Consider the following 13,438-nt stretch of genomic DNA (forward strand, 5'->3'; position numbering starts at 1 on the left):
TCTTCCCGGACCGCCGCTCCGTGGAGCCGGGGTGCGTACCGCGGCCGTGCGCACCCCGGCTGCACATCCACCCACCACAGAAGGGACCCCCGTCATGCTCGACCACCTCATCCGCGGAGCGACCGTCGTGGACGGCACCGGCGGGCCCTCGTACCCCGCCGACCTCGGTATCCGCGACGGCCGCATCGCCGTCGTCGCCGAGCCGGGCACGCTCACCGAGGAGGCCGTCACCACCGAGGACGCCACCGGTCTGGTCCTCGCGCCCGGGTTCGTCGACCCGCACACCCACTACGACGCCCAGCTCTTCTGGGATCCGTACGCCACCCCGTCCATGAACCACGGGGTCACCACCGTCGCCGGGGGCAACTGCGGGTTCACGCTCGCCCCGCTGCACCCCGGGCGCCCGGAGGACGCCGACTACACCCGCCGGATGATGTCGCGGGTGGAGGGCATGGCCCTCAAGGCGCTGGAGGAGGGCGTGGACTGGACGTGGTCCAGCTTCCGCGAGTACCTCGACGCCCTCGAAGGGCGGATCGCAGTCAACGCCGGGTTCATGGTCGGGCACTGCGCCCTGCGCAGGCACGTCATGGGCGCCGACGCGATCGGCGGACAGCCCACCCCCGAACAGCTCGACGCCATGCTCGCGCTGTTCCACGACGCGATGGACGCCGGGGCCTGGGGGCTGTCCACCACCCAGTCCGCCACCCACTCCGACGGCGACGGGCAGCCCGTCGCCTCCCGGCACGCCCTGCCCGAGGAACTCCTCGCCCTCTCCCGGGCCGTCGGCGAGCACGAGGGCACCCAGCTCGAAGCGATCGTGGCCGGCTGCCTCGACCAGTTCGCCGACGAGGAGATCGAGCTGCTCGTCGACATGACCGCCACCGCCGGACGCCCGCTGAACTGGAACGTCCTCACCATCGACGCCGCCGTCCCCGAACGCGTACCGCGTCAGCTCGTACCCAGCGAACGGGCCCGCCGGGCCGGAGGCCGGATCGTCGCGCTGACCATGCCGATCCTCACCCCGATGAACATGTCGCTCGGCACCTTCTGCGCCCTCAACCTCATACCCGGCTGGGGCGACATCCTCGCCCTCCCCGTCCCCGAGCGCATCGAACGGCTCCGTGACGCCGGCACCCGCGCCGAGATGCTCCGCCGCGCCGACAGCAAGGAGGCCGGCGTCTTCCGCCGCCTCGCCGACTTCGGCCGGTACGTCATCGGCGACACCTACAGCGAGGCCAACGAGGGACTGACCGGGCGCGTGGTGCGCGACATCGCCGCCGAACGCGGACTGGACCCCTTCCACTGCCTGGTCGAGATCTGCGCCGCCGACGAGCTGCGCACGGTGCTGTGGCCGATGCCCACCGACAACGACCCCGGCTCCTGGGCGCTGCGCCGCGAGACCTGGGAGCACGAGGACGTCATGCTCGGCGGCTCCGACGCGGGCGCGCACCTGGACCGGATGTGCGGTGCCCCGTACACCACCCGGTTCATCGGGGACTGCCTGCGCGGACGCAGGCTCGTCACCCTGGAGCGGGCGGTGAAGATGCTCACCGACGACCCCGCCCGGCTCTTCGGCCTCCGCGAGCGGGGCCGGATCGAGGAGGGCTTCCACGCCGACCTCGTCCTCTTCGACCCGGAACGCATCGACGCCGGGCCCGCCACCCTCGTCCACGACCTGCCCGGCGACAGCCCCCGGCTCGACTCCAGGGCCATCGGCATCGTCTCGGTCCGGGTCAACGGGGTGGAGACGCTGCGCGACGACAAGGTGACCGGCGCGGTCCCCGGCACGGTGCTCCGTTCCGGCCGCGACACCCGGACGGTGAGCACCGTATGAGCGACGACGGAAAGCGGCGCCTGTTCATCGGCGGCCGGTGGACCGAGCCCGACCACGGCCACTACGAGGTGATCGACCCGGCCACCGAGGAGGTGGTCGGCCTCGCCCCGGAGGCGAGCCGCGAGCAGGTGTACGCGGCGGCGGCCGCGGCCCGGGAGGCCTTCGCCACCTGGTCCCGGACCCGTCCCGAGGAGCGGGCCGAGATCCTGGACCGGGCGGCCGGTCTGATGCTGCGCGACCTCGACGGCAACGCCGCGCTCGCCCGCGCGGAGAGCGGCGCCACCACGGGGACGGCCCGGGGCATGCAGGTCGCCGTGGGCGCCTCACGCTTCCGCCGGTACGCCAGGGGCGCCCTGGAGCCGGTCGAGGAGGCGATCACGCCGCAGATCAACGAGGCCGGGCCGATGGGGCGGGCGGGCGTCTTCGGGGCGCTGGCCGTCCGCCAGCCGGTCGGCGTCGTCACCTGCATCACCTCGTACAACAACCCCTGGGCCAACCCGGCGGGCAAGGTGGCGCCCGCGCTGGCCATGGGCAACACGGTCGTCGTGAAGCCCGCCCCGCAGGACCCGCTCTCCGTCTACCGGATGGCCGAGGCGCTCGAAGCGGCGGGCGTTCCGCCGGGCGTCGTCAATGTCGTCACCGGGTCGGGCCCGGAGGCGGGCGAGGCCGCCGTCGACTCACCGGACGTCGACATGGTCAGCTTCACCGGCTCCACGGCGGTCGGGCAGCGCATCGCGGAGGTGTGCGGGCGCGGGATGAAGCGGCAGCTGATGGAGCTGGGCGGGAAGGGCGCCGCGCTCGTCCTCGACGACGCGGACCTCGACTCCGCGGCGGCGGGCATCGGCACCACGTTCTCCTTCTACAGCGGACAGATCTGTACGGCCCCGACCAGGGTCCTGGTCCAGCGCGATGTCCATGACGCGCTGATCGAGAAGCTCGCCGCCTACGCCGGTCATCTGAAGGTGGGTGACCCGGCGGCCAGGGGCACGGTGGTCGGCCCGGTCATCTCGGCCGCCCATCGCGACCGCGTCGAGTCGTACATCGAGCTGGGCCGGAAGGAGGGGGCGAGGGTCGTCACGGGCGGCGAACGCCCGGCCGGGCTCGACCGCGGTTTCTATGTCGCCCCGACCCTGCTCGCCGACTGCACCAACGAGATGCGCGTCGTCCGCGAGGAGATCTTCGGACCGGTCGTCGTGGTCGTCCCCTTCGACGACGAGGAGGAGGGCATCGCGCTCGCCAACGACAGCGACTACGGGCTGATCGACTACGTCTGGTCCTCGGACGTGGCCCGCGCTTTCAGAGCGGCCCGGCGGCTGCGGGCCGGCGGGGTCGGTGTGAACACCATCGGGCGGAACATGGAGGCCCCGTTCGGCGGGTTCAAGAAGAGCGGTGTCGGGCGCGATGTCGGCTCGTACGCCCTGCACGCGTACAGCGAACTCCAGTCGATCGTCTGGCCCGGCTGAACCGGCACGCGACCGTGGGTGTCCGCTGAGCGGACACCCACGGGAAAATTTGAATGCCCCCAAAACGGGCAGTGCTGCGATTCCCGTACGCTGCTGCGACCGAGGCTCGACCTCGCATCGGAAGGTGATAGTCGCAAGTAGCCTTCAATTAACGCTCCTGTTTCCGTATTGTTGCCTGGAATTCAAGGATGAGACGGCGGAGTCTCGCCTTCCAGATGTGGAAATCGCAGCGTTTATCGTCCTTTTCATGACTCAGCTGGACGCGCGGCCACAGGCCGGAGACACGGTAAGGGGCACCGCCCCGGCCGACGGCGGCGTACGCGGCAGGGGCCTCGGCGGGAACTCCGTCGGCCTCATGGGCAGCGCCGTCATCGGCATCTCCACCGTCGCCCCGGTCTACTGCCTCACCTCCACCCTCGGCTCCACCGCGGGAGAGGTCGGCGTGCAGATGCCCGCCGTCTTCCTGGCCGGCTTCCTGCCGATGCTGCTCGTCGCCTTCGCGTACCGCGAGCTCAACAAGGCCATGCCGGACTGCGGCACCTCGTTCACCTGGACGGTCAAGGCGTTCGGCCCGCGCATCGGCTGGATGTGCGGCTGGGGCCTGGTCATCGCGACGATCATCGTCCTGTCGAACCTGGCCGGCGTCGCCACCTCGTACTTCTGGCTGCTGGCCGGCGAGATCACCGGCAACGACTCGATCGCCGCCCTGGACGACAACAAACCCGTCCACATCCTCACCTGCCTCGCCCTGATCGCGGTCGCCACGGCGATCAGCTACCGGGGGATGACGGCCACCAAGGGCATCCAGTACGCGCTGGTGGGCCTCCAGCTGGTGGTCCTCGCGCTGTTCGTGGCGATGGCCGTGCAGAAGTCGCGGAGCGGGGAGTTCGCCTCGTCGCTGGACTTCTCCTGGTCCTGGCTGAACCCGTTCGCCGTGCAGTCGTTCGCCGCGTTCACCGCCGGCCTGTCACTGTCGATCTTCATGTTCTGGGGCTGGGACGCCTGTCTGACCGCCAACGAGGAGACCACCGGCAGCGAGAAGACCCCCGGGCGGGCCGCTCTCATCGCGATGGTCGTGCTCGTGGGCTCCTACCTGGCGACCGGTGTCGCCGCCCAGATGGCCGTCGGCTCCGGCACCTCCGGGCTCGGCCTCGCCAACCCCGGCACCTCGGACAACGTCTTCGCCGCGCTCGCCGGCCCGGTCATGGGCCCCGGCCTGGGCATCCTGCTCTTCGTCGCGGTGCTCGCCTCGGCCGCCGCGAGCCTGCAGACCACCTTCATCCCGGTGGCCCGCACGGTGCTGGCGATGTCCACGTACGAGGCCCTGCCCGCCTCGTACTCCCGGGTCCACCCGCGCTTCCGGACCCCGGGCCGGGCCACGGTCACCGCGGGCGTCGCGACCGGCGTCTTCTACACGGTGATGACCCTGGTCAGCGAGCACGTCCTGGTCGACACCATCTACGCGCTCGGCCTCATGATCTGCTTCTACTACGCGCTGACCGCGTTCGCCTGCGCCTGGTTCTTCCGCGCCGACCTGACCCGCTCCTTCCGCGACCTGGTCTTCAAGGGCCTGTTCCCGGGCGTCGGCGGCATCCTGCTCACCGCGGTCTTCGGCAAGACCCTCTACGACATGTGGGATCCGGCCTACGGCTCCGGCTCCTCGGTCTTCGGGGTCGGCTCGGTGTTCGTCATCGGCGTCGGGCTGCTGCTGCTCGGCGTGGTGCTGATGCTGGTGATGCAGCGCCGCAGCCCGGCGTTCTTCCGCGGCGAGGTGCTGACCAAGGAGACCCCGGCCCTGGTCGTGGAGGACTAGGGCTGTCCGGGGGCCTGCCCGGCGGAAAAACCCCGTGCGGACGGACACGGGGCCGGGCTAGGGTTCCCGGCATGTACTTCATGTATCAGATCTACGGCTGACACACGGGCGGGGCGAGTACCCCGCCGCACCCGAGTGCGCGCCACGGTGTTCCGTCCCGTGGCCGGCGCACCGGTTCGTCGTGTCCCATTTCCCGTAGACCTGAAACGAGTGATCATCCATGTCACGTCGCCGTGCCCATGTCGCGATGATCGGCATCCCCGCCGTCAGCCACGTCCTGCCCAGCCTTGAGATCATCCGGGAGCTGGTGGCCCGGGGCCACCGGGTGAGCTACGCCAACGACCCGGCGGTGGCCGGCCTGATCGAGGCCACCGGCGCCGAGTTCGTCCCCTACGGCTCCGTGCTGCCGGTCGCCGACAACAACTGGCCGGAAGACCCCATCGAGGTGATGGGCGTCTTCCTCGACGAGGGGGTCCAGGCCCTCCCGCAGCTGCGGGCCGCCTACGACCACGACCCCGCGGACCTCTACCTGTACGACATCGGCGCCTACGCCGCGCGTGCCCTCGGCGAGGCGCAGGGCCGTCCCCTCATGCAGCTGTCCCCGACGTACGTGGGCTGGGAGGGCTACGCCGAGGAGGTCGCGGCGCCCATGTGGCAGCTGCCGGGCGCCGACGCCTACCGGGCGAGGTTCGCCCGCTGGCTCGCCGGGTGCGGGGCGACCACCCTCGAAATGGACACCTTCTGCGGACCGCCCGCGCGGTCCCTGGCGCTGATCCCGAAGGCGATGCAGCCGAACGCGGACCGGGTCGACACCGACACGGTCACCTTCGTCGGCCCCTGCTTCGGCGGCCGGACGGACAAGGAGACCTGGACGCGCCCCGACGGCGCCGGGAAAGTGCTCCTGGTCTCGCTGGGCTCGGCGTTCACGAAGCAGCCGGAGTTCTACCGCCGGTGCCTGGCCGCCTACGGCGACCTGCCCGGCTGGCACGTGGTGCTCCAGATCGGGAAGTACACGGACCCGGCGGAGCTCGGCGACATCCCGGCCAACGTCGAAGTGCACTCCTGGGTGCCCCAGTTGGCGATCCTGGAACAGGCCGACGCCTTCGTCACCCACGCCGGGATGGGCGGCAGCAGCGAGGGGCTGTTCACCGGTGTGCCGATGATCGCCGTTCCCCAGGCCGCCGACCAGTTCAGCAACGCCGACCGGCTCGTCGAACTGGGCGTGGCCCGCCGCATCGACACCGAGCAGGCCACCGGCGAGGCGCTGCGGACCGCCCTGACCGAGCTCGTCGCCGATCCGGAGGTCGCCCGCCGCTCGGCGCTGCTCCGGGCCGAGGTACGGGCCGAGGGCGGCACCCCGCGGGCCGCCGGCCTGATCGAGGACATGCTGGGCTGAGCGGCCGGTCCCCGGCGATCAGCCGTCGCCCCCGTTGCCGTCGCCGTCGTACCGGTCGGCGTCGGCAACGGGGGCCGGCCGTCGTACCCGTCGGCGTCGGCAACGGGGGCCGGCCGTCGAACCACGGCTTGTGGAGGGCGGTCCCGGGGGCGGCACCGGTGTCCTGGACGCCCTGCCCCGGGAACCCGGGGGCCTCAGCTCCGCGCCCGGACGTCGTCCACGATGTGCTTGTCCAGTGCGGCGCGCACCAGGGCCGCCGCGAGCACGGCGATCCGGCGCCCGTCCGCCGGCCCGTCCGTCCGCCCGGCCGGTTCCGCCAGCTTCGCCAGCTTCGCCGGTGAGGCGGGCAGCCCCAGCCGCTCGGCACCCTGGAGCGCCTTTCCGTCCACGAACGGAGCCGTCTCCGGCCACACCGCCTGCACCTCGCGCACGAAGATGTCCGCACCGGCCGGGCCGATTCCCGGGGTGCGCCGCAGCCCGGCCCGCAGGGCGTCCAGGTCCCCGTCGGCCGCCTCGCGCAGTCGCCGCAGATCGCCGCCGCAGTCGTCCAGCAGGAGCCGCGCCCCCTCGCCGAGCTGGGTCGCGGTCTGCTCGTCGTAACGCCGGTAGCCGCCCTCGCCCAGCGCGTCCACCCGCTGCTGCCAGGTCGCCCCGGCCATCCGCCGCGGCGAGCGCATGCCGTGGGCGAACAGCGCACGCGCCGCCGCCACCGCCGCTGAGGCGCGGATGCGGGCGCTCAGCAGATCGCTGAGGACGAGGAGCTGGTAGAGCGGCTGCGGGGTGTTCCGCAGCCGGATCCCGGCCTCGGCCGCGTATGTGGTTCCGCAGCGATCGAGCAGGGCGTCCACGGTGTCGCGGGCGGTCACGGGGAGCCGCTTCCCTCCTCGGCCGCGACCTGGGCCAGGGTGCGGCCGGTGCGGGCCGAGCGGGCGAGATACGGGTCCGGCAGATCGGGGCTCTCCCGGGTGGCCCGTCCGTCCTTGGCCTTGATCAGCAGCCACACCTCTTCGCCCGGGGCGTCGCCGCCCTTGAAGCGGGTGAGGGCGAACTCGCCGTGCAGCCTGGCCCCGTCGAGCCAGAACGTCGCGTGGCCGTCCTCCAGGGACTGCTCGAACGGCACGGGCGCGCCCCACCGGTCGTGGCTGAGCGGGCGGTAGGTGCCCTGGTCCCAGACGATCACCGTGTCGCCGCCGTGTTCGCCCTTCGCGATGACGCCCTCGAAGGTGCGGTACTCCAGCGGATGGTCCTCGGTGGGCACGGCCAGCCGCCGCACGCGCGGATTCTCCGAAGGCCCGCGCGGCACCGCCCACGACTTCAGTACGCCGTCGACCTCCAGCCGGAAGTCGAAGTGCATGCGCCGTGCCTGATGGATCTGTACGACGAAGCAGGGCGCCGGGCCCGTGCGCTCGCCGTTGTCGCCGGTCACATCCATCCGGACACCTCCTCCGGCAGCCCCCGCCCGGTACCCCCTTCCACTGTGACGCCCCCGGCCCCGAAGCGCACCAAGACGGGTTCCGGGGCCGGTGTGCGCCCAAGGTATCTCGCTATCAAGTATCTTGACGTCGAGAGTGTTCTTGCGGCAGTCTTCGTCCCGTTCGAGATCTCCTGCCCGAGGGGGGCGCGTGATGCGGCGAGGCGAAACGCGAGGAAAAGAGCGCGGGCCGGGCCTGATGGCCCAGTTGCGCGATCCGCCGGGCGGCCGCGATGCGCGGATCATGCTGCTCGCGCTGGCCGTGGACCGGACCGGCTCGGGGCTCTGGGCCGCGTCCTCGGTCCTCTACCTCACCTTCGTCACGCATCTGAGCGCCCAGCAGATCGGCGTACTGCTGGGCGTGGCCGGAGTCGCGGGCATCGCCGGATCGCCGCTGGCCGGGCGGCTGGCCGGCCGCTTCCCGGTGCGCTCGCTGCTGGTCGGCTGCCATCTGCTGCGGCTGGTGACGCTCGTACTGGTCCTGGTGTGCACGGGCTTCGACGCGCTGCTCCCGGTCGTCGCCGTGACCTACCTGGGCGACCGGGCCGCGAAGACGCTGGAGATGCTCTTCGCCACCCGGGCGGCGGGCGAGCGCCGCGCCGCGTACCAGGCGCTCTCGCGCAGCGCGGCCAACGCGGGCTACGGAGTCGGCGCCGGGATCGCGGCGATCGGCCTGGCGGTGGGGACCACGGGCGCCTACCGCGTCCTGATCCTGGGCAACGCGCTGTCGTTCGTCGTCGCCGCGGTGCTGGTGTGGCGTACGGGCGAGCCGTCGGGAAGCGCCGTCGAGGTGGCACGGTCCGGGGGAGCGGCGCCGGCCGCCCGGGGCGAGGGCAAGGGTGTGGTGCGCGGGGGCGGTCCGTGGCGGGACCGGGGCTATCTCAGGTTCGTCCTGCTGGACATCCCGATGAACCTCGACGACTCGATCCTCGCCGTCGGTCTGCCGCTGTGGCTGGTGAACCGCACCTCCGTGCCGCACGCCCTCGTCCCGGCCTTCCTCGTCATCAACACCGTGCTGGTCGTGGTGCTCCAGCTGAGCGTGTCGAAGCGGGCGGAAGGGCCGCGCCGGGCGGCCCGGGCGGTGCTGCTGTACGGAGTCCTGATGCTCGCCTGCTGCGGCTTCCTGGCCGTGGCCACCCGGGGCGGGGCCTGGGCGGCCGGGGCCGTCCTGCTCGCCGCCGCGCTGCTGGTCACGCTGGCGGAGCTGATGCGGTCGGTGAGTTCGTGGGAGCTCGCGGTCCTGCTCGCACCGCAGGACGCCCGCGCCGCGTATCTGGGGGTGGCCGGGATGTCGCAGTCCATCCAGAAGTCCGCCGGGCCGCCGCTGCTGACCGGTGTGGTGATGGCCGCCGGGCCGGCCGGCTGGCTGGTGCTCGGGGCGGCGGTCGCGGGACTCGCGGTCGTACAGAGCCGGGCCTGCGCGCGGCGGCTCGGTCTCGGCCCGGCCCGTGCGGGGGCCGCCCTCGCCGCCAAGTGAAACTTAGGTAGACTGGCCTACCTAATTAAGGAGGCGGGCAGTCATGGGCGACGCAACGGCCGAGGAGAAGCAGCAGCAGCCGGTGAAGCGGCGGCGGGGGGCGGCGCGCGGGCGGATCCTGGACGCCGCCGCGCGCCGGTTCTACGCCGACGGCGTGGCGGCGACCGGCATCGACACGATCACGGCCGAGGCCGGCGTCGCGAAGATGAGCCTCTACAACAACTTCGACTCCAAGGCCGATCTGGTCTGCGCCTACCTCCAGGCCCGGCACGAGGAGTGGCTCGGCCTCTACCGGCGGCGGCTGGCCGACGCGCAGGGACCGGCGGCGGGCGTACTGGCGGTCTTCGACGCCTACGCCGACCACGCCGACTTCGCCTACGAGCACGGCTTCCGGGGCTGTGGCCTGCTCAACGCGGCCGCCGAACTGCCCACCGGACACGAGGGCCGGACCGTGGTCCGCCGCCACAAGGAACAGGTCGAGGCCCTGCTCTCCGCCCACCTCCGGGAACTGCTGCCCGGCCGCGACGAACAGTCCCGGTCCGTGGCGGAGCACCTGGCGTTCCTGCTCGAAGGCGCCATCGTGCGCGCCGGTCTCGAAGGGGACGGCACCCGCATGCGGCACGCCCGGGACCTGGCCGCATCCTTGCTGGACGCCCTGTGACCGGGCCCGGCCGTACTGCCCGGCCCGCCCGTACTGCCCGGCCTGCGGCCGGACCGGGCCTGGGTGTGCTCGCGGTCCTGCTGGCCTCGGTGCTCTGGGGCACCACGGGCACCGCCGCGACCTTCGCGCCCGAGGTGGGCCCGCTGGCGATCGGTGCCGCCGCGATGGGCCTGGGCGGACTGCTCCAGGCCCTGCTGGCCGGGCGACGGATCGCGAGGGCCCGTACGGAGCTGAGGGCGCGGTGGCGGATCGTGCTCGTCGGGGGAGCGGGCGTGGCGCTGTACCCGCTGGCGTTCTACACCTCCATGCATCTGGCCGGGGTCGCGGTCGGGACGGTCGTCTCCATCGGCTCGGCCCCGCTGGCCTCGGCCCTGATCGAGCGGTTCGCCGACGGCCGGCGCCTGTCCCGGAGGTGGCTGGCCGGGGCCGCCCTGGGGCTGGCCGGCACGGTGCTGCTCTGTGCGGCCGAGGCCGCGCAGGCCGGTACCGGAGCGGGCGCAGGCTCCGCGCGGGGGACCGTCGTCGGCGTGGCACTCGGGCTGTTCGCGGGCCTGACCTACGCCGTGTACGCGTGGGCGGCGCACCGCCTCATCACCCGCTCGGTCACCTCGCGGGCGGCCATGGGCGCGGTGTTCGGCCTCGGCGGGCTGATGCTCGTACCGGTGCTGCTGGCCACCGGCGCACCGCTGGCCGCCTCCTGGACGAACGCGGGCGTCGGGCTCTACATGGCGCTGGTGCCGATGTTCACCGGGTACGTCCTGTTCGGCTACGGCCTGTCCCGGATCCCCGTCAGCACCGCGACGACCCTGTCCCTGCTGGAACCCGCCGTGGCGGCGGTCTTCGCGGTGCTGGTCGTGGGCGAACACCTGCCGGCGCTCGGCTGGACCGGCATCGCGCTGGTCATCGCCTGCCTCGGCGTGCTGACCGCCCCCTCCCGCCGCCTCCGCACCGCGGAAGCACCGGAGGCGGAAGCACCGGAGAGGGAGCGGGGGCAGACGCAGGAGAGGGAGCAGGCGCAGGAGCGCGACCCGGATGCGCCGGAGCCCCGCGACGGGTTGGCCCTGAACGCCTGACGGCCGCCGCGCGGGGTCAGGGAGTCCCGGCGGTGTGGTGGTCCAGCAGGCGGACGAGCAGCTGCACGAACTGGTCGCGTTCGGCCGGGTCCAGCGGTGCGAGCAGTTCGTCGTGGAGGTCGTCCAGGATCCTGTCGAGGCGGCGCAGCTGGCCACGGCCCCGGGCGGAGATCGTGATGATGTTGCGGCGCTGGTCGGCGGGGTCCGGCGCCCGCTCGACGAGGTGGCGTTCGGCCAGTTCGTTGAGCACGCCGACCATGTCGCTGCGGTAGATGCTGGTGCGCCTGCTCAGCGACGCCTGGCTGGCGGGCCCGTGGTCCTGCAGCGAGGCGAGCACGGCGTAGTGCCACTTGCGGGCGTCGGCCTGCGCCAGTCCGTCGGAGATCAGCCGGTCCGAGCGCGTGGTCAGCTGCGACAGCAGCCGGCTCGCCCGCAGCCGCAGCCTGTCGGGCGTCCTGGACGCGCCGTCGTCGGGCAGGGCTGCGGCTTCGGCTCCGGTCATGGCGCCCATCCTATCCATTGCGTTAGCCCAACTAACGATAGGCGTTCGCCGACATCGACATCGACATCGACATCGGCATCGCCGGTCCGGCCCTCCCCTTCCTCGACCGCGTACCGGTGAGCGCCCGAGTGCTCAGCGCCCTTCCAGGAACACCGGATTGGTGAGCGCGGCCAGTGCCCCCGGCAGCCCCGGCACCGCCGCCGGATGCCGGACCTCGGCCCGCACATAGGCGGCGTAGGCCGGCGTCGTACGCCACTGGACCGTCCCCGTGCCCGACTCGGGCAGCCCGGCCGTGAACAGCGTGCCCTGGTCGGTGACGAAGTGCGCCGTGCAGCCGGGCGCCCCGGTCACCTCCAGCCGCACGGTGACCGGGGTGTCGTCCCCGTCCACCCGCAGCCGCTCGCCGATCCCGGCGTGCAGCGCGCGTCCGCCGGAGACGCCGAAGGAGAGCGTGACCGCGGACGACTCCGCGATGTACGAGTGCCCGGCCCGGATCCCGGCCACGATCGCCTCGCGCGACAGCTCGTCGGCCAGGACGACGGTCTGCGGCAGCCCCACCTGGTCCGGCTCCCGGTGCGCGTCGCTGTTGCCCATCGCCGGAACCCACGGCTTGGACCAACGGGCTGCGGCGACCAGGGAGTTGTCCCACTCGGCGAGGGCGATCTCGTCCTCCGGGGTGTACGCCCCGTTCCACACCTCCACGGCGTCCGCCTCGCCGAAGCCGAACTTCCAGTGGCAGCCGATGCAGGTGGCGTGCGGATGGGCGGGCACGACCAGGCCACCGGCCCGGCGCACGGCCTTCGCGTAGTGCCCGAACCGGTTGTCGCGGGCCCGGTAGCGCCAGTCCACGAACGTGCCCGGATCGGTGGCCACCGCGAGCACATGCCCGTTGCGGGTGGTGATCTCCTCGCCGGTGAGGACGAGCAGGTCGTCGCCCCACAGCCCGCCCCACGCCCCGTGCGCGGAGTACGTGTTGTGCTCGCTGCTGTTGATGAAGTCGAGCCCGGCCGCGCGTGCGGCGGCGGCGATCTCGGCCGGGGTGCGCCTGCCGTCCGAGTGCACGGAGTGCAGATGGCAGTCCCCCCGGTACCAGGCCCGCCCGCGCCCCTTCGCGCGCTCCGGCGGATACACCGGCTCCGGCGCCGACCCGGCGGGCCCGGACCGCAGGGTGACCGTCACCTCGTACGGCAGCCCCTCGGGGGCGACGGTGTACGGACCGAGCGCGATGTTCCACGTACCGGCCCGTACCGGCCCCGCGATGTAGCCGGGCGTCGCCTCGTCCGCCCGGATGAAGAAACTGGTGCGCGCCCCGCCGGACCATCCCCGGAACCCGCGCCCGCCCAGTTCGGTGCCGCGCTCGTCGAAGATGCCGATGTCGAGGGCGTTGCCCGGCGTCCCGGCCGGTACGGGAGTCCTCTCGTACGCGTACGAGACGGCGATCTCCCGTACCCCGCGCGGCACTTCGACCGACAGGTACACGAAGTCCGGCGACCCGGTCGGCAGGGTGCCGCGCACGGTCCTGGTCCGGTCCGGGCCGCCGTCGGCGTCGGTGCCGTCGTTCGGGGGCGCGGCGTCGGCGAAGCTCACAGTGCCCAACGTCAGAGCGGTGGCGGCCGTCCCGACGAGAAGGCCGCGCCTGGCCATCGGGTGGCCGTGAGCGGGATGCGATACGGACATACGAGTGGCTCCCCGGTGTCGTGAGTGGCAAGGGGTGTCGCCCCCGAACCCTGACGGCACCCGGTGAACTA

The 13,438-nt window shown here is 72.7% G+C and carries 11 protein-coding genes; 7 read left to right on the forward strand and 4 right to left on the reverse strand.

The genetic code is table 11. The annotated features are described in order from the left end of the window. The first annotated feature begins 94 nt into the window (after positions 1-94). The 4 genes from EES42_RS37680 (at position 95) to EES42_RS37695 (ending at position 6,506) form a co-directional block, all read left to right on the forward strand. Positions 95-1,834: an N-acyl-D-amino-acid deacylase family protein gene (locus EES42_RS37680; protein ID WP_124722716.1), complete on the forward strand. Its 1,740-nt coding sequence runs from the start codon at positions 95-97 to the stop codon at positions 1,832-1,834. After that, positions 1,831-3,297: an aldehyde dehydrogenase family protein gene (locus EES42_RS37685; protein ID WP_124722717.1), complete on the forward strand. Its 1,467-nt coding sequence runs from the start codon at positions 1,831-1,833 to the stop codon at positions 3,295-3,297. The genes EES42_RS37680 and EES42_RS37685 overlap by 4 nt, the downstream gene beginning before the upstream one ends. A gap of 247 nt (positions 3,298-3,544) precedes the next feature. Then, a complete protein-coding gene (locus EES42_RS37690; protein ID WP_124722718.1) occupies positions 3,545-5,110 on the forward strand; it encodes an APC family permease in 1,566 nt (521 codons plus the stop codon). Between the two features lie 220 nt (positions 5,111-5,330). Then, complete coding sequence (locus EES42_RS37695; RefSeq protein ID WP_124722719.1) at positions 5,331-6,506, forward strand: macrolide family glycosyltransferase; 1,176 nt, start codon at positions 5,331-5,333, stop codon at positions 6,504-6,506. A 194-nt stretch (positions 6,507-6,700) separates the two neighbouring features. Here EES42_RS37695 and EES42_RS37700 read toward each other — a convergent pair whose 3' ends face one another. Then, on the reverse strand, positions 6,701-7,372 hold the full coding sequence (locus EES42_RS37700) for an endonuclease (protein ID WP_124722720.1): 672 nt from the start codon (positions 7,370-7,372) through the stop codon (positions 6,701-6,703). Then, positions 7,369-7,938 (reverse strand): DNA polymerase ligase N-terminal domain-containing protein, encoded by a 570-nt coding sequence (locus tag EES42_RS37705; RefSeq protein WP_124722721.1) that lies wholly within the window; start codon positions 7,936-7,938, stop codon positions 7,369-7,371. The genes EES42_RS37700 and EES42_RS37705 overlap by 4 nt, the downstream gene beginning before the upstream one ends. Positions 7,939-8,131: 193 nt before the next feature. On the opposite strand from EES42_RS37705, the gene EES42_RS37710 reads away from it, so the two are divergent. The 3 genes from EES42_RS37710 to EES42_RS37720 are packed head-to-tail and all read left to right on the forward strand — an operon-like array spanning position 8,132 to position 11,188. Beyond that, positions 8,132-9,454: an MFS transporter gene (locus EES42_RS37710; RefSeq protein ID WP_164495478.1), complete on the forward strand. Its 1,323-nt coding sequence runs from the start codon at positions 8,132-8,134 to the stop codon at positions 9,452-9,454. 43 nt (positions 9,455-9,497) lie between these two features. After that, complete coding sequence (locus EES42_RS37715; RefSeq protein ID WP_124722722.1) at positions 9,498-10,115, forward strand: TetR/AcrR family transcriptional regulator; 618 nt, start codon at positions 9,498-9,500, stop codon at positions 10,113-10,115. 59 nt (positions 10,116-10,174) lie between these two features. After that, entirely contained in the window at positions 10,175-11,188 is a 1,014-nt protein-coding gene (locus EES42_RS37720; protein ID WP_124723007.1) for a DMT family transporter, read from the forward strand. 16 nt (positions 11,189-11,204) lie between these two features. On the opposite strand, the gene EES42_RS37725 is transcribed toward EES42_RS37720, so the two are convergent. Then, a complete protein-coding gene (locus tag EES42_RS37725; RefSeq protein ID WP_124722723.1) occupies positions 11,205-11,690 on the reverse strand; it encodes a MarR family winged helix-turn-helix transcriptional regulator in 486 nt (161 codons plus the stop codon). A gap of 132 nt (positions 11,691-11,822) precedes the next feature. Further along, the gene (locus EES42_RS37730) at positions 11,823-13,367 is read right to left on the reverse strand and encodes a CehA/McbA family metallohydrolase (protein WP_164495479.1); all 1,545 of its coding nucleotides are present in this window, start codon (positions 13,365-13,367) and stop codon (positions 11,823-11,825) included. Positions 13,368-13,438 lie beyond the last annotated feature (71 nt).

This window comes from Streptomyces sp. ADI95-17, from assembly GCF_003846175.1.
GTDB lineage: Bacteria > Actinomycetota > Actinomycetes > Streptomycetales > Streptomycetaceae > Streptomyces > Streptomyces sanglieri.

Bases quoted from the DNA above. Each gene is read 5' to 3' on its own strand.
- EES42_RS37685 (WP_124722717.1), top strand. From the start codon at position 1,831: ATGAGCGACGACGGAAAGCGGCGCCTGTTCATCGGCGGCCGGTGGACC.
- EES42_RS37725 (WP_124722723.1), bottom strand. From the start codon at position 11,690: ATGACCGGAGCCGAAGCCGCAGCCCTGCCCGACGACGGCGCGTCCAGG.
- EES42_RS37730 (WP_164495479.1), bottom strand. From the start codon at position 13,367: ATGTCCGTATCGCATCCCGCTCACGGCCACCCGATGGCCAGGCGCGGC.
- EES42_RS37705 (WP_124722721.1), bottom strand. From the start codon at position 7,938: ATGGATGTGACCGGCGACAACGGCGAGCGCACGGGCCCGGCGCCCTGC.
- EES42_RS37690 (WP_124722718.1), top strand. From the start codon at position 3,545: ATGACTCAGCTGGACGCGCGGCCACAGGCCGGAGACACGGTAAGGGGC.
- EES42_RS37695 (WP_124722719.1), top strand. From the start codon at position 5,331: ATGTCACGTCGCCGTGCCCATGTCGCGATGATCGGCATCCCCGCCGTC.
- EES42_RS37715 (WP_124722722.1), top strand. From the start codon at position 9,498: ATGGGCGACGCAACGGCCGAGGAGAAGCAGCAGCAGCCGGTGAAGCGG.
- EES42_RS37680 (WP_124722716.1), top strand. From the start codon at position 95: ATGCTCGACCACCTCATCCGCGGAGCGACCGTCGTGGACGGCACCGGC.
- EES42_RS37710 (WP_164495478.1), top strand. From the start codon at position 8,132: ATGCGGCGAGGCGAAACGCGAGGAAAAGAGCGCGGGCCGGGCCTGATG.